The 18,167-nt window shown below is 68.8% G+C and carries 15 protein-coding genes and 1 pseudogene; 4 read left to right on the top strand and 12 right to left on the bottom strand.

Annotation, left to right across the window (positions count from 1 at the left end; translation table 11 throughout):
* Positions 1 to 99: 99 nt before the first annotated feature.
* Both V7067_RS00925 and V7067_RS00920 read right to left on the bottom strand, forming a co-directional pair.
* Positions 100 to 264 (bottom strand): hypothetical protein, encoded by a 165-nt coding sequence (locus V7067_RS00925; RefSeq protein ID WP_334173987.1) that lies wholly within the window; start codon positions 262 to 264, stop codon positions 100 to 102.
* Between the two features lie 143 nt (positions 265 to 407).
* On the bottom strand, positions 408 to 965 hold the full coding sequence (locus V7067_RS00920) for a group III truncated hemoglobin (RefSeq protein WP_334173986.1): 558 nt from the start codon (positions 963 to 965) through the stop codon (positions 408 to 410).
* 422 nt (positions 966 to 1,387) lie between these two features.
* Between V7067_RS00920 and fabI the strand changes: the two genes are divergently transcribed.
* The gene (gene fabI, locus V7067_RS00915) at positions 1,388 to 2,158 is read left to right on the top strand and encodes an enoyl-ACP reductase FabI (protein WP_334173985.1); all 771 of its coding nucleotides are present in this window, start codon (positions 1,388 to 1,390) and stop codon (positions 2,156 to 2,158) included.
* 319 nt (positions 2,159 to 2,477) lie between these two features.
* On the top strand, positions 2,478 to 4,901 hold the full coding sequence (locus tag V7067_RS00910) for a DUF3141 domain-containing protein (RefSeq protein WP_334173984.1): 2,424 nt from the start codon (positions 2,478 to 2,480) through the stop codon (positions 4,899 to 4,901).
* Between the two features lie 209 nt (positions 4,902 to 5,110).
* Here the strand turns inward: V7067_RS00910 and V7067_RS00905 are convergent, their stop codons facing one another.
* From V7067_RS00905 to V7067_RS00895, 3 genes are read right to left on the bottom strand one after another with little or no spacing between them, the layout of a single operon-like run.
* Positions 5,111 to 5,578, bottom strand: coding sequence for a hypothetical protein (locus V7067_RS00905; protein WP_334173983.1), 468 nt, complete (start codon positions 5,576 to 5,578; stop codon positions 5,111 to 5,113).
* A gap of 48 nt (positions 5,579 to 5,626) precedes the next feature.
* On the bottom strand, positions 5,627 to 6,052 hold the full coding sequence (locus tag V7067_RS00900; RefSeq protein WP_334173982.1) for a thioesterase family protein: 426 nt from the start codon (positions 6,050 to 6,052) through the stop codon (positions 5,627 to 5,629).
* Positions 6,049 to 6,888, bottom strand: coding sequence for an alpha/beta hydrolase (locus tag V7067_RS00895; RefSeq protein ID WP_334173981.1), 840 nt, complete (start codon positions 6,886 to 6,888; stop codon positions 6,049 to 6,051). Before V7067_RS00895 ends, V7067_RS00900 begins: the two co-directional genes overlap by 4 nt.
* 326 nt (positions 6,889 to 7,214) lie before the next feature.
* Between V7067_RS00895 and V7067_RS00890 the strand changes: the two genes are divergently transcribed.
* Positions 7,215 to 9,518, top strand: a complete 2,304-nt coding sequence (locus tag V7067_RS00890; RefSeq protein ID WP_334173980.1) for an Orn/Lys/Arg decarboxylase N-terminal domain-containing protein — start codon at positions 7,215 to 7,217, stop codon at positions 9,516 to 9,518.
* A gap of 81 nt (positions 9,519 to 9,599) precedes the next feature.
* Here the strand turns inward: V7067_RS00890 and V7067_RS00885 are convergent, their stop codons facing one another.
* The 7 genes from V7067_RS00885 to V7067_RS00855 form a co-directional block, all read right to left on the bottom strand.
* Positions 9,600 to 10,439, bottom strand: coding sequence for an ATP-binding cassette domain-containing protein (locus tag V7067_RS00885; RefSeq protein WP_334173979.1), 840 nt, complete (start codon positions 10,437 to 10,439; stop codon positions 9,600 to 9,602).
* Positions 10,436 to 11,326: a zinc ABC transporter substrate-binding protein gene (locus V7067_RS00880; protein ID WP_334173978.1), complete on the bottom strand. Its 891-nt coding sequence runs from the start codon at positions 11,324 to 11,326 to the stop codon at positions 10,436 to 10,438. Before V7067_RS00880 ends, V7067_RS00885 begins: the two co-directional genes overlap by 4 nt.
* A 172-nt stretch (positions 11,327 to 11,498) precedes the next feature.
* Positions 11,499 to 12,524, bottom strand: coding sequence for a LacI family DNA-binding transcriptional regulator (locus tag V7067_RS00875; RefSeq protein ID WP_334173977.1), 1,026 nt, complete (start codon positions 12,522 to 12,524; stop codon positions 11,499 to 11,501).
* Positions 12,525 to 12,674: 150 nt separating this feature from the next.
* A complete protein-coding gene (locus V7067_RS00870) occupies positions 12,675 to 14,081 on the bottom strand; it encodes a glutamine synthetase family protein (protein ID WP_334173976.1) in 1,407 nt (468 codons plus the stop codon).
* A complete protein-coding gene (locus V7067_RS00865) occupies positions 14,081 to 15,475 on the bottom strand; it encodes a transaminase (protein ID WP_334173975.1) in 1,395 nt (464 codons plus the stop codon). Before V7067_RS00865 ends, V7067_RS00870 begins: the two co-directional genes overlap by 1 nt.
* A 140-nt stretch (positions 15,476 to 15,615) precedes the next feature.
* A complete protein-coding gene (locus V7067_RS00860; protein WP_334173974.1) occupies positions 15,616 to 16,428 on the bottom strand; it encodes a GntR family transcriptional regulator in 813 nt (270 codons plus the stop codon).
* 136 nt (positions 16,429 to 16,564) lie between these two features.
* Positions 16,565 to 17,554: a LysR substrate-binding domain-containing protein gene (locus V7067_RS00855; RefSeq protein ID WP_334173973.1), complete on the bottom strand. Its 990-nt coding sequence runs from the start codon at positions 17,552 to 17,554 to the stop codon at positions 16,565 to 16,567.
* A gap of 426 nt (positions 17,555 to 17,980) precedes the next feature.
* On the opposite strand from V7067_RS00855, the pseudogene V7067_RS00850 reads away from it, so the two are divergent.
* Positions 17,981 to 18,167: pseudogene (locus tag V7067_RS00850) on the top strand (sugar ABC transporter substrate-binding protein); the annotation flags it as partial.

The raw sequence follows: 18,167 nt of genomic DNA, 5'->3' as shown, positions 1-18,167 counted from the left end.
CGGCCGGACTGAGGAAAGGCCCGGGCGCCCCGCCCGGGCCTTTTTTTGCTGTTTCACCGGCGGCGCAGCGGCAGGCGACATGCGTCCGCCGCTGTCATCTCACGGGCCAAACGCGGAATAAAGCACCAGATAAAGCAGCCCGACGCCAAAGACATAGCCGGCGCCCTGCAGAAATGCCTTGAACTTCTGCGGGAAGAACAGCGGCACGAAAATGACGCCGGTGATCAGAACGACGATCACAAGCGCGACAGCTGAACTGGCCATTCCCTCTCCCCGTTGCGCCGGGCCTGACTGAAACGCCGCATCGCGCGCCGGCACCCGCCGCCGCGTCCTGCGCCCCCTTGCGAAAACGGATCGCGGGCCGCGCCATCCCGATCCGCAAGACGATGCCGCAACCACCTGGCGGATCACGTCCGGCGGCTTTCCGGGTGCGACGGTTCCCCGTCGCCTCCCGTCACCGCGTCGGGGGCGCCTGTCGCCGGCGCCTCCTGGCGGGCGCTGACGCGGGCCTGTTCATCGGGCTCCAGCGCCCGGCGCGAACGGGGCGGGGCGATCTGCAGCGCCGTGCCGAAGGTCTCTGCCATGCGGGCGGCACGGCCGGTCAGAAAGCGCGCGGCGGCCGGCGATCCCAGTTCATCCGCCGTCTGCGAGAACAGGTCGAGCCAGCGGCGGAAGTGTTCCGCCGTCAGCGGATGACCGGCCGCAACGCTGCGGTGCACCTCCAGCGGGCGCCCGTCATAAGACCCGCGACCGAGCGCGATGAGCGTCCAGAACGACACCAGCCGGTCAAGATGGGGCTGCCAGTCCGTGCCGAGACGCGCCAGAAAGACCGGCCCCAGCAAGTCGTCTTCGCGCACACGGCCGTAGAAACGATGCACGAACCAGACGATCCGCGGGGCGGAAAGGCCCGGCGCACGGGCCAGCGGATCGTCATCCCCGTGCGGCGGCGCGGCATCATACGTCATCAAAGGCGCTTCCTGTCATTGCACCGCAACAGCACAGACCATCCCTGTGTTGCATTGCCGCACGGGGCGCCGGCCGGTCCTGCGCCGGCTTGCGACCGGGCGCAGAATGCCTGCGGTTCTAATGGCTTGATCCGCCAGCGCAGACGCCGGCGGCGGCCCCGGATGGCCGCCCGGCAGCCGGCGCCGGGCGGTGCGGCCAGCGGGCCGGCGGCGACCGCTCCGGCGGTTTCTTGCTGCACTGCATTCAATTCACACTTGCCAAGCGCGCCGAACTGCCGTTCCCTTGGCAACAGCGAAACGCCGGCCGGGGCAGACCCCGCACCGGCCGGTTCCGCAACCGGAACCGGTATTGCCCGCCGGACCGGGCCGGACCGCTCCGGCCACACACGTGCCCAGCCCAACCCATCTGAGTGGAGCCGCGGATGACGTCGTTCAGCCTTGCCGGAAAGCGGGCGCTTGTCGTTGGCATCGCCAACGATCAGTCGATTGCATGGGGCATTGCGCATGCGCTGCACGATGCCGGCGCAGAGCTTGCCATCACCTACCTCAACGACAAGGCGAAGCCGCATGTGGAGCCGCTCGCCACCGCGGTCGGCGCGCCGATCTTCACCAAGCTGGACGTGTCCCGGCCCGACGAAGAACAGGCGCTGTTCGAGGAGATCGCCCGCGTCTGGGGTTCGCTCGATATTCTGGTGCATTCCATCGCCTTCGCCCCGAAGGGCGACCTGCACGGGCGCGTCGTCGATGCCTCGGCGGAGGGTTTCTCGCTGGCGATGGACGTTTCGGTGCATTCCTTCATCCGCCTCGTGCATCTGGCCGAGCCGCTGCTGCAGCCGGGCGGAGCCTGCCTGACCATGAGCTTCTACGGCGCGGAGAAGGTGGTCAGCAACTATTCGATCATGGGGCCGGTCAAGGCCGCGCTGGAGGCGACCACGCGCCAGCTGGCCGCCGAGCTTGGACCGTCGGGCGTGACGGTCAATGCCCTGTCGCCCGGAACGATCGCCACCCGCGCTTCCAGCGGCATCGCTAACTTCAAGCAGATGATGGACGATGCCGCCGAGCGCACCCCGCTGAAGCGGCTGGCGACCATCGACGACGTCGGCGCCGGGGCGGTGTTTCTGGCGAGCCCGGCGGGCCGCAACATCACCGGCACGACGCTGCATATCGATGCCGGCTTCCATGTGATGGCCTGAGATGTGATGGCCTGAGCGATCGGCGCCGGGCCGCCGGCGTGGCGGGGTATGGCCGGCACAGGCTGTCATCGCCCCGAAACACACGCCGCAGACAATGCGGGCAACCCGCCGGCGACCGTGCTGCCGCCGGCGGTGACCAGACCGAGCCCCGCACCGCACGATTCTCGTCGGGAACCGTGCGGCATGCGCGCCCCGCCGGGCAACCCGGCGGGCGGGCCGGAGCGGAGAAAACACCCAAGGCGGGCCACGGCCAGCAACCCGGCCGGCGGCATTGCGCGGCCGGCAGTTCCGCTCGTGTGGTGGAATGCAGGAGGATGATGTGAACTCTCCCCTTTCCGGCGTCCCCGGTGGCACGCCGCTGTGGTCCCGCATTCTGGATGGCAGCACCAACACGGCGCGCAGCCGCGCGCTGCAGTTTGCCAGCCAGCTTTCCGAGTGGTCGAGCATGGGCGAGCTGGCAAGCCGCGCCTCCGGCCTGCACAGAGAGGCCCTGACCCGCAGCCACGGCGAACGGGCGCGGGCCTCGCTTGCCGCGTCCGCCGCCCTGCTTCACGACCTCACCGCCCCCGACACGGCACGGACGCTGGCCGCTGCCTGGCAGAGCTATCTGACCGACCGCGCCCAGCGGCTGGTGCTGACGCTCGATACCCTGCGCGAGCGCGGCGACACCTTCATTGCCCATGAGGAAGCCGGCTGCCCGCCGGTGCTCGCCTACGACTACGACATCGTCATCGACGGTGCCGACCTGCCGCGTCCGTGCAGCTACATGCTGCTGCGCATCCGGCCCCCGGCGGGCGTGACGGTGCGCGCCAACAAGCGCCCCTACATCATCATCGATCCGCGGGCCGGCCACGGCGCCGGCATCGGCGGCTTCAAATACGACAGTCAGGTCGGCGTGGCGCTGAAGGGCGGACACCCGGTCTATTTCGTCTCGTTCCGCCGCAAGCCGGAGCCGGGCCAGACGCTGGCCGACGTGACGCGCGCCGAGGCGACCTTCGTGCGGCGGGTGCAGGCGGAACATCCCGATGCCCCCAAGCCGGTCGTCATCGGCAACTGTCAGGGCGGCTGGGCCACGCTGCTGCTCGGCGCCACCAGCCCGGATATCACCGGACCGCTGGTGCTGAACGGCGCGCCGGTCTCGACCTGGTCGGGCTCGGTCGGGGCCGACTCCATGCGCTATTCGGCCGGCCTGAAAGGCGGCCAGATCGTGCCGATGTGGCTCGCCGATCTCGGCAACGGCATCTTCGACGGCGCCTGGCTGGTGCACAATTTCGAAATGCTCAACCCGAGCCGCAACTATTTCCGCAAATATTACGACCTCTTCACGAAGATCGACACCGAGCGCCCGCGTTTTCTCGAATTCGAAAAGTGGTGGGGCGGCTTCTTCCTGCTCAACGAGCAGGAAATCGTGTGGATCGTGCGGGAACTGTTCGTGGGCAACAAGCTCGCCCGCAATGAGGCGCGCCTCGAACACGGCCGCAGCCTCGACCTGAAGCAGATCCGCTCGCCGGTGATCGTGTTCGCCAGCTATGGCGACAACATCACCCCGCCTTATCAGGCGCTCAACTGGATTGCCGATACCTACGCCGACGAGACCGAGATCCGCATCCGCGGCCAGCGCATCGTCTACATGGTGCACGAATCGGTCGGCCACCTCGGCATCTTCGTGTCGTCCTCCATCGCCCGGCGCGAGCACACGGAGGTCGCCTCCACCCTCAAGACCATCGAGGCGCTGGCACCCGGCCTCTACGAGATGGTCATCGACGACGAGGTTGAGGAAGACGGGGAAAAGCACTTCGTCGTGTCGTTCAAGGAACGGCGCATCGCCGACCTGCCGGGTCAGGCCGACGGGCGGCAGGACGAGATCCCCTTTGCAGCCGTCGCACGGCTGTCGGAGATGGAGGGCGAATATTATGACGTGTTCGCCCGTCCGCTGGTGCGCGCCGGCGTCAGCGAGACCACGGCCGAGCTGAGCCGCAACCTGCATCCGCTGCGCGTGCAGCGCTCCGTCTTCGCCTCCGGCAATCCGCTGATGAAGGCTGTGGAGAGTGTTGCCGAAAGGGTGAAGGACGAGCGCAAGCCCGTTGCCGCCACCAATCCGTTCGTGCGGGCGGAGCAGCTCGGGGCGGATATCCTTGAGCAGACCATGGACTTTTACCGCGATGTCCGCGACGGCTGGCACGAGGTGATGTTCTACAGCCTCTATTCCAACCCGCTCGCCCGCTGGTTCGGCGCCCCCTATGCCTTCGACCGCACCCGCAAGAGCCAGGACGAGCTCTTCCTGCTGCCGGACGTGCAGACCGCGCTGAAGCAGATCCGCAGCGGCGGGTTCGTGGAGGCGGTCATCCGCATGCTCATCCTGCTGGCGGACGCCCGCGGCACCGTGCGCCGCGACCGGCTTGAGCGCTCGCAGAAGGTGCTCTCCAAGGACGCGCCGTTCTCGCGGCTCGACCCTGTGGAGCGCACCCGCATCATTCACCAGCAAAGCCTGATCGTGGAATTTGCCGGTGCCGATGCCATCGCCACCCTGCCTGACCTGCTGCCGGATGCCGCCGCGCGCGCACTGGCCGCCGAGGTGATGCAGTTCGTGCCCGGCCCGCTCAGCGAGATGGAACCCCACACGCTGGCGCGGCTGCAGGAAATGCGGGCGGCACTGGGCCTGCCGCCGGCCACCACCGACGTGACCGAAGACCCGCTGCAGCACCGCGCGGCGCCGCTGCCGCCGGCCGGCGGCGCGGCCTGATTACCTCACCTCTCGTTTTCCGGGAGGCATCTTGCGCCAATTGCCGTTGTGTTAAGGTGATAGTCTGAACCCTAATGCAGAGACGCTTTCACGGCCGGCATTATGGCGGCCACAGGCTTCTTTCATAGGATCAAGCCCCGTCAGCCTTCCGGCTGGCGGGGTTTTTTCGTCACCCGGTCCGCTTCGTCACCCGGCCCGCCTGCCGGCCGTCAGGCCCGCGCCAGCATCACGATCAGCAGCACCGTGAGAACGGCGAAGGCATAGAAATCGGAGACCATCGCCACCGTCTCGGCGCGGTTGCGGGTGCCGCGCAGGCTGTGGCGCAGGCCGGCGAACACGAAGAACAGCGCCCCGGCAAACGCGGCCGGCGCGATCCACGCCGGCATCAGCAGCGTGGCCACGCCCAGAAGGCCGAGGGCGCTGTTGGCCAGCCCCAGTTCCTGCACCACCACCAGCGCCCGCACGTCGCTGATGCCGAAGAATGTGCGGGCGGTGAAATCGGGACTGAACACCTGCCGGGCACCGGCCATCAGCAGCCGCACGCCGACGATCCAGAACACCAGCCAGCGCCCGGCGACTTCGGCAAAGCCCATCGCGCCCGGCGCGACCACGAGATCGATAACGATCGACAGGGCCGGCAGGACCACCATCAGGGCCACGATGATCGGCAGGTACATGACGTCAGTCTCCCCGTGCGCCCGGCCAGCCGGGCGCGGCTGCCTTGCTCAGGTCACCGCCTCCAGCCGCGTGCGCAGGTCGTCGGGCACGGGAATCGGCCGGTGGCTTTCACCATCCAGCATCACCAGCACCACCTCTGCGTCCGCCGCACAATTGTCTGCATCAAAAAGTGCGCTCTCCAGCACCATCGACGTGCGCCCGAACCGGGTGATGCGGGTGCCGATGCGCACCGTCGCGCCATAGAACATCTCGCGGTGAAAAGTGACCGTGGTGCGCACCACCGCCGGCAACAGCCGGCCCTCGGTCAGCCGCACGCCGGCAGCTTCCAGAACTTCCACGCGGGCCGTCTCGAAATAGCGCGTCACGGCCACATTGTTGCAGTGGCCGAGCACATCGAGATCGGAAAACCGCACCTTGTCCTCGCTCCAGAAGCGAAAGTCCCCGGCAACCGGGCGCCGGCGTTCTTCCGTCATGGTGTCCCTCCTCCGCTGTCCGCTGCCGGGTCGTCGCTTTTGTCCGCCCGTGCAAGCACCGCCTGAATGGCGCTTATCACAGCTTCGGGATTGCCGGCCACAAGAGCCGGCCCGCCTTCCACGATCCGCACATCCGCCCCGGGCCAGAGCCGCGCGAACGCGGCCTGCCGGGCGGCATCGGCGGCCGCCTCGTCGCCCTTGCCCGCCGGCTCCCGGCTCATCACCAGCACCACGGGAAGGTCCGCGGGCAGCGCGGGGGCCGACCGCACCTCCTCGCCGGTCACGGCGAGTGCGGCATATTCGGCGCGGGCCGCCCCGCCAAGGCCGGCGACCCGCACGGTGCTGCCCGGCAGCCGCGTGCGCGCCGCCGGGCCGCCGGAGAGGCCGAAAGTGGCCGGGGCGACCGGGTTCACCAGCACCAGCCCGGCGATGCGCTGCGGATGCAGCCGGGCAAAGAGCTGCATGTAGAGCCCGCCCGATCCGTCGCCCACCAGCACCAGCGGGCCGGTCACGTTGCGCGCGCGCAGCAACTGCTCCAGTTCGTCCACCACCTCCGTGCCGTCGCGCGGATCGAGGCTTGCCGCGCTGCCGCCAAGGCCCGGCCGGTCCCAGGCGAAGGTGGCGTTGGCGGCCGCGATGGCGCTGTAGACCGGCCGCCACTCCCCCTTGGTCCGGCCGACATCGCTGGCAAACACCACCACCGGCGCAGCCCCGCGATGCATGGCGATATCGTAGGCATCGCCATCCAGAAACATGCGCTCGCTGCCGGGCAGGCCACGACTGCAGCCTGCAAGAACAAGCGCCGCGACCATTGCCGCCACAAGCCCCGTCGCCATCCCGCCCGTTCGCATTGCCGGCCGCTGCCTCTCTATTGTCGTCTGCGTCGCTGCCCGGCCCCCATGCGGCAGTGTGCGCCGCACAAGCCGGCATTGTTGCGGCGGCCGCCCGCGCCTCTCCCTGAGCAACGCACCGCGACCGGGTTTCCGCCGCACCGCCGATCACTTTTCCGCAAACTCTCTCCGCCGGCGGCCCCGTGGCGGTGGCGCCGGGCGTTGCGATGGTGGACCATCCGGCATCGGCCCGTTGTGCCCCTGCCCCGCCGTCACGCGGCTGATGCAATCCGGCGCTATCCGGCCATCATCGGAAAAACGGGAGACCCGCCATGCTGGGCCGCACGATCAAACTGCATAAGCCCAAGGTCCTGATCGTGGATGACACGCTGGCGATGCCGACCAGCGTCGGCGGCCGGGCGGTGCGCGCCCTTTCGGAGGAGCTGCAGGCCCGCGGCATCGAGGTGGTGGAAGCCGTAACCTACCCCGACGGCCGCGCCGCTATCGTTTCCGACCCCTCGCTCGACGCCATCCTGCTCGACTGGACCCGCGAACGCGAGGAGGGCCTGTCGGAAGAAGACGGCATGGACCTGCTGCGCACCATCCGCACCCGCAATGCCGATATTCCGGTCATCCTCATGGAAGACCGCAACATCGGCGCGGAACTGACGGTTGAGGTGATGCAGCTCGCCAACGAATATGTCTGGATGCTTGAGGACACGACGTCCTTCATCGCAGGGCGCATCGTGGCAGCCATCAAGCGCTATCGCGAGGAACTGCTGCCGCCCTTTACGCGCGCCCTGTTCGACTATGCGGATACCGCCGAATATTCATGGGCGGCGCCCGGCCATCAGGGCGGCGTCGCCTTCACCAAAACGCCGGCCGGCCGTTCGTTCTTCGATTTCTTCGGCGAGAACATCTTCCGCACCGACACCGGCATCGAGCGCGAGCAGCTCGGCTCGCTTCTGGACCATACCGGCCCGATCGGCGAGGCCGAGCAATATGCCGCGCGCGTGTTCGGCGCCCACCGCTCCTATTCCGGCCTTTCCGGTACCTCCGGTTCCAACCGCACGGTGATGACGGCCATGGTCGCCGACGGCCAGTTCGCTCTGTGCGACCGCAACTGCCACAAGTCGATCGAACAGGGCCTGATCTTCTCCGGCGGCATTCCGCTGTTCTTCACGCCCACCCGCAACCGCTACGGCATCATCGGCCCGATCTCGCCCTTTCAGTTCGACCCCGAACTTATCGCCGCGCGGCTTGAACAGCACCCGCTGGCCGGCATGGCGAGCAAGGCCGGGCCGGTCTACGCCGTTGTCACCAACTGCACCTACGACGGCCTGTGCTATGATGCCAGCGCCGTGGAAGACCTTTTGGCACAGAGCGTCGACCGCATTCATTTCGACGAGGCGTGGTTCGGCTACGCCCGCTTCAACCGGCTCTACGATAACCGCTATGCCATGCGCGGCGACCCGGACGACCACCCGGCGGACGGGCCGACGGTGCTGGCCACGCAGTCGACCCACAAGCTGCTCGCCGCCCTGTCGCAGACCTCCTACATCCATGTGCGCAACGGCCGGCAGCCGGTTGAACACAGCCGCTTCAACGAAGCCTACATGGCGCAGACCACCACCTCGCCGCTCTATGCGCTGATCGCCTCCAACGAAATCGGCGCCGCGATGATGGACGGCCCGAGCGGCGGTGCGCTGACGCGGGAGGTCATCAACGAAGCCATTTCCTTCCGTCAGGCGCTGGCGCGCGCCTACGATACCTTCGCCGGCCGCGGCGACTGGTTCTTCCGGCCGTGGAACGCACCGCTGGTGAAGGACGAGAACGGCGAACTGGTGCGCTTCGAGGATGCCGACCCGGACTGGCTGGCAACCAGCGCGGAACCGTGGCTGCTGCACCCCGGCCAGTCCTGGCACGGTTTCGAAGGTCTGCCGGAAGGCTGGTGCATGCTCGACCCCATCAAGGCCGGCATTCTGACGCCGGGCATGGGCGACGACGGCGAGTTGCAGGATTCCGGCGTGCCGGCCGAAGTGCTGAGCGCCTATCTGCACAATTACGGCATCATTCCCTCGCGCACGACCGATTTCATGGTGCTGTGCCTGTTCTCCTTCGGCATCACCAAGGGCAAGTGGGGCACGCTGATGTCCACGCTGCTCGACTTCAAGCAGGAATATGACGACAACAAACCGCTGAAGCAGACCCTGCCGCACATCGTGGCGGCCGCGCCGAAACGCTATGCCCGCATGGGCCTGCGCGATCTGTGCGACGAGATGTTCGCTCACATGCGCCTCAACCGGCTGGATCGCAAGCAGGCCGCCGCCTTTGCCGGCCTGCCGGACCCGCGCCTGCCGCCGCGCGCCGCCAACGCCCGCCTCATGGCCGGCGATGCCGAGCTGCTGCCGCTGGATGCGCTGGCCGGCCGCATTGCCGGCACCGGCGTCATTCCCTACCCGCCGGGCATCCCCATCGTCATGCCGGGCGAGTGCTTCGGCGATGCGGAGGGGCCCTGGCTGAGCTACATGCGGGCGCTGGAGAACTGGGGCCGCACCTTCCCCGGCTTCGCCAAGGAAGTCGAAGGGTCGGTCAACGACGACGACGGACACTACCGGTTCTGGAGCCTGCGCTGAGCGGAGCCGGCATGGACCGGAGCCGGAATGAAGCGGAGCCGCGCTGAGAGGCCGGGCCGGCCGCCGCCGGCCGACCGGCCGTCAGTGTGCGTGGTGGTGCTGGCTGTGGTCGTGGTCGTCGCAGTGCGGATGGCCGCAGTGGCCGCCGCGCTCCACGTCCGACCGGCCGCTCATAACGAAAATGCGCCCGTCGACACGCACCACATCGATGGGCGCATGATAGAGCCGCGACAGCACCGGCCCGGTCACGACCTCGTCCACCGGCCCGATGGCCGCAGCCCCGCCGGCCAGATACAGCACCCGGTCGATGGCCCCCATCAGCGGGTTGACCTCGTGGGCGCTGAACAGCACGGCCACGTTGCGCTCGCGGGCAACGCGGGCCGTCAGCTGCACGATCTCGTTCTGCCGGCTCGGATCGAGACTGACGAGCGGTTCGTCGAGCAGCAGCAGCGCCGGCTCGCCCATGATGGCCTGCGCGATGAGCAGGCGCTGACGCTCGCCGCCGGACATTTCGGCAAGCGGACGGCCGGCAAGGAAGCCGGCGCCCACCAGATCCAGCGCCGCGCGCGCGGCATCGCGGTCGCGGCGCCGGGCGAAAGGCCAGCCCCAGCGCTCGCCCCCCGCCGCCGAGGCCACCAGTTCCAGCCCCGTCAGCTGCAGCTCGGCGAGCGACCGGCGCACCTGCGGCACATAGCCAATGGCCGGGTTGCCGCGGGCAACGGCAGCGCCATTGACGCGGATTTCGCCCGCAGCCACCGGCATCAGCCCCAGAATGGCGCGCATCATCGTGGTCTTGCCGGCGCCGTTGGCACCCAGCACACCGATGAACTCGCCCGGCTCCACCCTGAACGACACGTCGTTCAGGATGGCCCGGCCGCCCTGCACCAGCCGCACGCCGCTGAGGCTGACCGCTGCTGTCACGATTTCTGCCCGGCCGCCCTGGCGAGCGCTGCGCCCGTCTCGTTCAGTTCATCCATCATCCAGCCCGCAAAGCTCTTGTCCTTCGGCGCGGTCTCGGTCACGCCCACGACCGGCACGTTATGGGCCCGCGCGATGCCGAGCAACCGCTCCGTCGCCGAATCCGTCACCTGCTGATTATAGAACAGAACGCGGACAGTGCCGTCGCTCAGCCCCTTCTCGAAGGCGATGACCTGCGAGGGCGTCGGCTCGGTGTCGTTCATCACCGACTGCTGGAAGGCCATGTTCTGCATCTTCAGGCCGATGGCATCGGCCATGTAGCCGAACACCGGTTCGGTGGCCGCCACGACAGTGCCGTCGTAACGCGCCTTCAGCGCGGCCACCTCGTCCATCACCGGCTTCATGCTGGCCCTGAAGGCCGCCAGATTGGCGCCGATGGCCGTCGCATCGGCCGGATCGCGGGCAATGAGCGCCGCCGCCGTCGCATCGGCCACCGCCAGCGCAGTCGCCGGATCATACCAGATGTGCGGGTTCGCGCCCGCCGGCACCTTCATCAGGTCCGCCGCCACGATCACCTTGCGGGCGGCATTGTGGGAGGCGCCGAGCAGCTTCGTCATCCACGCATCGTAATCGGCCCCGTTGTAGATGACGAGCGCCGCCTCGGCCAGCGCCCGCGCCGTGGAAGGGCTGGCCTCGAACAGGTGCGGGTCGTCGGAGGGGCTGGCGATGATGCTGGTCACCGTCACCCGGTCGCCGCCGACCGCCGCGGCGATATCGCCATAGACGTTCTCCGCGGCAACCACGCGCAGCGGCTCGCCCGCCGCGGCCGCCCCGGCACTGCCGGCAAGCGCCGCCAGCACAGCGACGACGGAAACAAGGCGCCTGTTCATCCTGAAACCCGGCATGGGGACCGCTCCGCTCTGAAATCGTGAGAAAATCCGGCCCGGCCGCCGGCAGGCCGGCCCCTCAGCGGAACCGGCACGGGCATTGTTATGTTATACTGTTACACTCGTCAACCCGGCATGGCGCGCGCAGCGCCGGCGCTCCGGGCGGCCTGTCACGTCAAGGCAGGTTGTCGCGCAGGAAGATCTCGATGCGGATACGCTCCTGCGCCGTGACGATCGGGTCGCCCTCGCGCAGCGCCAGCAGGATGCGCGCCACGCTGCGGGCCATGTGGCCGGCATCCTGATTGATGATGGCATCGATGGTGCCGCGCATCAGCTGGCGGCGCGACAGCGGCGTGAGTTCGTGGGCAACGAACACCACCTCTTTCGCCCGCCCCGATGCCTCCAGCGCGTTGACGACACCGAGCTGGCCGCCGCCGACATTGTAAAGCGCCACCAGATCGGAATTTTCGGCCAGCAGTTGCGCCGCCGCCGCCTCCACGCGGGCGTTCTCGTCGCGCCCCTCGCGCACCGGCAGCACCTCCAGATGGGGATATTCCAGCGCCAGCACCTGTTCGAAGCCGCTGTGGCGCTCGATATGGTCGCGCAGCGCCAGCGAACCGGCGATAAGCCCCACCTTTCCGCTGCGTCCGGCGGTGAGCCGCCCCACCAGCGAGGCGGCCGTGCGGCCGGCCGCGAAATTGTCGATGCCGACGAAACGCGCCCGCCGCGTCTGCGGCAGGTCGGAAACGAGCGTCAGAACCGGCACCCCGGCATCGGAAAGCCCGTTCACCGCCTCGGCGACCGCCGGGTGATCCAGCGCAATCACGGCCGCACCGTCGATGGTGCGCGGCAGCGCGTCCAGCGCAGCGGCAAGGGCCGCACCGTCGAACACGTCCACTTCCGTCAGGCCGATTTCAACGCGCTCCTGCCGCATCCGCACGTCCGTCTGGCGGAACTCGGCGGCAAGAATCTTCATGAAATCGTTTTCACCGCTGGGCAGGAGGATGCGGAAGTCGTAATTGCGCCCGCGGGCGAGGCGGGAGGCGTGGCGATCCGGCCGGAAATCGAGCTGGCGGATGGCCGCCTGAACCCGCTCGATCGTGCGGGCATGAACGCCCGCCCGTCCGTTCACAACGCGGTCTACGGTCGCCAGACTGACGCCGGCCTCGCGGGCCACATCCTCCAGCGTCAACTTGCCCATCGTCGCTGCCCCTTGCTCCTGCCCTTCCTGTCCGGGTGGCCTGCCGCGCTGCCGCCCGCCGCTGTTGCGGAAAGGCCGGCGCGCGCCGGGCCACGCCACCACTGCCACCACCGCCGCCCTTCTGACAAGCATGGCGGCTCGTCGCGGCACTCAGACCGTTTCCAGATAGGCGCGGTATTCGAGCGGCGTGATGTCGGCGGCGAACCGGGCATATTCGGCCCGCTTCAGCGCAATCAGCACCCGGTGCAGCACCGGCCCCAGCGCTTCGCGCACAAATTCCGAGCGCTCCGCCACCGCAATCGCCTCCAGCCAGCCTGAGGGAATGCCGTCGATTTTTGCGTTCTGATAGCCGTTGCCGCTGACCGGCTCGCCCGGTTCCACGGCACCGGCGATGCCGCGCCGCAAGCCGGCCAGCACGGTCGCGCCGACGAGATAGGGATTGGCATCGACACCGGCCACGCGCTGTTCCAGATGCCGGCCGGCCGCGCTGCCGGCCGGCACGCGCACCGCCACGGAGCGGTTGTTGAGGCCCCAGTTGGGGGCAACCGGCGAATAGGAGCCGGTCGCGAATCGCCGCCACGAATTGAGATGCGGCGCGAACACCAGCAGGCTTTCGCCCATGGTCTGCGTCAGGCCGCCGATGGCGTGGCGCAGCAGCGGCGCGATTTCGCCCTCCCGGTCGGCAAACAGGTTGTTGCCGTCGTCATCGGCAAGGCTGGCATGCAGATGCATGCCGCTGCCGGCATAGCCGGCAAAGGGCTTGGCCATGAAACAGGCGATCATGCCGTGGCGCGCGGCCAGCGCCCGGATCAGCCGCTTCAGCATGACGAGATCGTCGGCCGCGCGCAGCGCATCGGGCCGGTGGCGCAGCGTCAGTTCGTACTGGCCGGGGGCATATTCGGAGATCATCGTCTCCACCGGCAGATCCTGCTCGGCCGCGGCCTGATAGATGGCATCGACGAACGGCTCCAGCCGGTCGAGTTCGTCCACGCGGTAGACCTGAATGGCGGCCGGCCGCTCGCCGGTCAGCGGCAGGCGCGCCGGCTGCGGGCTGCCGTCGGCGGCGGCTTCGCGGTCGAGCAGATAGAACTCCAGCTCGAAGGCCAGCACCGGGTTCATGCCGCCGGCCCGCAGGCTTTCATCCTGCCGCGCCAGCGCGTGACGCGGATCGGCGGCCATCGGCGTGCCATCGAGTTCGTAGAGCGAAAGCTGCACCTGCGCCCGCGGCGGTGTGGTCCAGGGCTGCGCCACCAGCGTGCCGGGCACCGGCCAGGCGCGGCGGTCGGCATCGCCATCGGACCACACCAGCCCGGTCTCCTCCACATCCTCGCCCGTCACGTCGAGGCCGAGGATGGAACCCGGCAGGTGGCGACCGTTGCGATAGATGGCCATCAGCTCATGGCGGCGCACGATCTTGCCGCGCCCGATGCCGTTGGCATCGACGAGCACGAGGTCGACGGCGACGATCTCGGGATGATCGCCGAGGAATGCGCGCGCTTCCTCGATGTCGGCGGCCCCCTGCGGGCGCACGGAGAGGGTATCGGGAGCAAGGGTCATCACAGCATCTCCGCGGCTTGCCTGAGGCGGCCGGCCGCAGCGGCGAAGGCGGCGACGAAGCCATCGGCCTCATCGTCGGTCACCATCGGCCCGACCAGAACCATGTCGTGGAACGGCGTCAGCAGAAAGCCTGCATTCAGCAGCATCAGGTGCAGGGCGCGTTCGGCCTCCGGCAGCGCGGCCGCACGGGCATCGGCGGCGTTCAGCAGCGGACGGGCCCGGAACACCACCTCCAGACGGGCGCCGACGCGCGCCACATGCCAGTCGAGCCCCAGCGCCGCAATGGCGGACGCAAGCCCGGCTTCGATGCGCCCGGCCTGCCGCAGCATCGCCGCGTAGGTCGCCCCGGTCATCACCTCCGAGAGGCAGGCCCGCAGGCAGGCGAGCTGCAGGGCCGAGCCCGACAGCGTGGTGCCGATGCCGGAGTGGCCATGCTCCTCGCGATCGCGCACGAGCGCAAAACGTGCCGCCACCGCCTCGCTCATGCCCCAGACGGCGGCCGGCACACCGCCGGCCACGGGCTTGCCCATCACCATCAGGTCGGGTTCCAGCCCGTGCGCGCCGGTATAGCCGCCGGGGCCGGTGGAAAGCGTGTGCGTCTCGTCGATCAGCAGCAGCGTGCCGGCGGCGCGCGTCAGCCGGCGCAGTTCCGCGTGGAAGCCCGGCGCCGGCAGGATCATCGAGCAGTTCGTCATCACCGGCTCGGCGATCACGCAGGCGATATCGCCGTCGGCCAGCGCCGCGGCCAGCGCCCCGACATCGTTGAACGGCACGGCAACCGTGGTCAGCCCTGTGTCGGCCACCTGCCCGATCAGCGACCGGCGGGTGATGGTGGCGCCGTCGACGAGATCGACCAGCGTGTCTTCCACCGTGCCGTGATAGCAGCCGTCAAACACCAGAATGCGGCTGCGCCCGGTCACCGCGCGGGCCGCGCGCAGGGCAAAGCGGTTGGCGTCGCTGGCAGTGGTCGCAACCTGCCAGTGACTGAGGCCGAAGTGCTGTGCCAGCAGCGCGCCCACCGGCGCGGCATCGGCCGAAGGCAGCATGAAGGTCAGCCCGCGCGTGGCACTGGCGGCCATCGCCGCCACCACCGGCGCCGGACCGTGGCCGAACATCGCACCGGTATCGCCCAGACAGAAATCGACCAGAACGTTGCCGTCGATATCGGTCAGGTGCACCCCGCAGGCGCCGGCGACGATCATCGGAAACGGCATCGGCCAGTCGAGCATCCAGTGCATCGGCACGCCGCCGGCAAAGCCGGCGGCGCCGCTGTCGCGGGCGGCGGCCGATTTCGGCCGGCGCGCCTCGAAAAGGGCCGCCTCGGCGGCATAGAGCCGGCGACCGGCGGCCTCAAAGGCCTCACGGGACGGCAGCGAAGAGGGCAGAACGGGCATGATCGCAGGATCCGGATGGGTCGCCGCCACCGGCAGGAACCCCGACGGGTAAGACCGGCAGCGAAATTGTGATCACAATATTGCCGCTGCGCCGCTTCGGCAATGGGGCACCATCGCCTCGGCGACGGTGGGTGCCGGCCTCAGGGCGCGAAGCCGTCGCCGGCGCTCACGGCGCGTTCCAGCAGGGCCCGGCCGTCGTCGATGTCATCGCGCACGGCCTGTGCGAGCGCGGGCCCGTCGCCGGCCTCGATGGCAGCCATGGCGGCAAAATGCTTGTCGCGGAAGCCGGCCCCGTCGACCTGCGGAAACACCGCCCGCATGAACGGACCGAACTGCGCCCACACGCCTTCCAGCACCGGCACCAGCACCTCCGACGGGGCGGCATGGTAGATTTCGAAATGGAACCGGTAGTTTTCCAGCATATAACGCTCGGCATCGCCGGCCGGATAGCTGGCGTTCATGCGCGCGTCGGCATCGCGGATGCGGCACAGCCGCGCCGGATCGATGAACGGCAGCGCCCGCACGGCGCAGGCCGGTTCCAGCAGCAGGCGGGCCTGCATCAGCTCGTCGAACCGGGCCCGCGTCAGCACCGGCACGCACAGCCGGCGGTTTTCCAGCACATGCAGCAGCCCTTCGGCAGCCAGCCGGCGCACCGCCTCGCGCACCGGCATCAGGCCGCTGTCGAGCGACAGCGCCAGACTGCGCAGGCTGAGGCTGACGCCGGGGCGCAGCCGGCCGGCGATGAGGGCCTGCCGCAGGCGGTTGTAGATCTGCTCGTGCTGCGGTCCGTCGGAATCCACCGCCGGCAGCACCACCACCGGCAGATCACCGAACAGGCTGGCCGGCAGCACCGCCCGGCGCGACCGGCGCGCCGGCGGCGGTGGCGCACCGGGCTCGTGCGCATGCCCCTGCATCGCCGGCTTCAGCCCGGCCCTGCCTGCCCTGACGGTCATCGGTTCGATCCTTCCGGCGCAAAACCGCCCGCCGTCCCGCACGATTGGCCAGAACGAGAACGAGGCGCCGCCTTTGTTCAGAATGATTTGCGAAACTAGCCCTGTCCGGCCGCGGTTGTAAACGTGCAGTGGCACATCACGACCCGACAATACCCAGAAGACGTGCTTCCACCGCCCGGTAAAGCACCTCCGCGGCCGGGGAAAGCTGGCGGCCGCGGGCGCGGATGAGGCCGAACGGCTCCACCTCCAGCCGCTCGGTCAGCGGCAGGCGGCGGAAATTGCCCGCCTCCATCATCAGGTCCGCCACCGGAATCGCCATCGGAGCAATGGCATCGGTGCGCGCCGTCATCACCAGCGTCATCAGGAACGAGCCGGTGTTGACCACCCGCTGCGGCGGCGCCACGCCATGGCGGCGCAGCATCGCCTCCAGCGCCCGGCGCAGCAGCGAGCCGCGCGGCTGCATCACCCAGTCGCGATGGTCGAGGTCCTTCGGCGTCACCGCCTTCAGCGCCGCCAGCGGATGGCTTGCCCGCACCACCAGCGCCACATCCTCCGGCCCGATCTCGCGGTAATCGAAGGGGCCGGGATCGGCCATGACCGGAATGCGGGCAATGACGAAATCGAGCCGGGAGGCCAGCAGCGCTTCGGAAAGCACGTCGCTGGTCTCGACCTGTGCGCTGATTTCCACCCGCGGCAGGCGGGCGCGCACACTCTCGATCGCCTCGACCAGCGCCTCCACCGCCGGGGCCATCACCGCGCCCACGGCCACGCTGCCGCCCTCGCCCGCCCGCAGCGCCGCAATCTCCTCGCCGGCCTGATTCAGCTCGGCCAGCATGGCGCGCGCACGCCGAATCAAAGCCTCGCCATAGATGTTCGGCTCGATGCCGCGCGCAAGGCGCACGAACAGCGGCATCCCGACAATCGTTTCGATATCGCCCAGCATCTTGGAGGCGGCTGGCTGCGAAATGTTCAGCGCTGCGGCCGCCTGCTGCAACTTCCGCTCATCGTCGAGCGCCACGAGCAATTGCAGATGCCGCAGCTTCAGACCCGCCCGCAGCAGCCGTTCCAGCGGCGCGCCGGAGCGAAAGGTTGGCGTTCGTGCAGTGGTGGAAGCGCTCTCACCCATTCACCCGTCCCCGCTCGGCACAATGGCATTTTATCATTTCTGTCCAGCATGTTGCCACAATTCCGCGGGCACGCGGACGGTGCGGGTTTCCGCCGGTCTCCCAGGAGATATATCAAAAAGGTTATGGATCACGGGAAAAAATACATTTGAAAGTTATGACAAAATACCGTCAACGTCTGCGCATGAGGGGCGCCCATCATTTTCGGCCCGGCCCCGCCGCAACGAACGGGAAGGCAGAGGAAGCCGGCCTGCCGCCGGCTGCAGCACACAAGGCCCCACGCCGCGTCCGACAGACAGGGTGAACCTGCTGCGGCCACACCCGGGCGACACGAACAAGACTGCCCCCCGGCCGACGCACCTGCACAGGTGACGATCCGCCGGACGCAAGGCAGCGGTCACGACAACAAGCAGGGAGAAGACTCCACCATGAAGGCACTGACCTCCATTCTCGCCGGCCTCGTGCTCGGCGCCGTCACCTTCACCGCGCCCGCCTTTGCGGCCGATCAGGCGACCATCGGCGTGGCGATGCCGACCAAGTCTTCCGCGCGCTGGATCGCGGACGGCGACAACATGAAGAAGGTGCTGGAAGAGAAGGGCTACAAGGTCGATCTGC

The sequence above is a fragment of the Pseudoxanthobacter sp. genome, from assembly GCF_036822375.1.
GTDB lineage: Bacteria > Pseudomonadota > Alphaproteobacteria > Rhizobiales > Segnochrobactraceae > Pseudoxanthobacter.
This window is presented reverse-complemented; position numbering and strand designations above follow the sequence as displayed.

Bases quoted from the DNA above. Each gene is read 5' to 3' on its own strand.
- V7067_RS00925 (WP_334173987.1), bottom strand. From the start codon at position 264: ATGGCCAGTTCAGCTGTCGCGCTTGTGATCGTCGTTCTGATCACCGGC.
- V7067_RS00920 (WP_334173986.1), bottom strand. From the start codon at position 965: ATGACGTATGATGCCGCGCCGCCGCACGGGGATGACGATCCGCTGGCC.
- fabI (WP_334173985.1), top strand. From the start codon at position 1,388: ATGACGTCGTTCAGCCTTGCCGGAAAGCGGGCGCTTGTCGTTGGCATC.
- V7067_RS00905 (WP_334173983.1), bottom strand. From the start codon at position 5,578: ATGTACCTGCCGATCATCGTGGCCCTGATGGTGGTCCTGCCGGCCCTG.
- V7067_RS00900 (WP_334173982.1), bottom strand. From the start codon at position 6,052: ATGACGGAAGAACGCCGGCGCCCGGTTGCCGGGGACTTTCGCTTCTGG.
- V7067_RS00895 (WP_334173981.1), bottom strand. From the start codon at position 6,888: ATGGCGACGGGGCTTGTGGCGGCAATGGTCGCGGCGCTTGTTCTTGCA.
- V7067_RS00890 (WP_334173980.1), top strand. From the start codon at position 7,215: ATGCTGGGCCGCACGATCAAACTGCATAAGCCCAAGGTCCTGATCGTG.
- V7067_RS00880 (WP_334173978.1), bottom strand. From the start codon at position 11,326: ATGAACAGGCGCCTTGTTTCCGTCGTCGCTGTGCTGGCGGCGCTTGCC.
- V7067_RS00875 (WP_334173977.1), bottom strand. From the start codon at position 12,524: ATGGGCAAGTTGACGCTGGAGGATGTGGCCCGCGAGGCCGGCGTCAGT.
- V7067_RS00870 (WP_334173976.1), bottom strand. From the start codon at position 14,081: ATGACCCTTGCTCCCGATACCCTCTCCGTGCGCCCGCAGGGGGCCGCC.
- V7067_RS00865 (WP_334173975.1), bottom strand. From the start codon at position 15,475: ATGCCCGTTCTGCCCTCTTCGCTGCCGTCCCGTGAGGCCTTTGAGGCC.
- V7067_RS00860 (WP_334173974.1), bottom strand. From the start codon at position 16,428: ATGACCGTCAGGGCAGGCAGGGCCGGGCTGAAGCCGGCGATGCAGGGG.
- V7067_RS00855 (WP_334173973.1), bottom strand. From the start codon at position 17,554: ATGGGTGAGAGCGCTTCCACCACTGCACGAACGCCAACCTTTCGCTCC.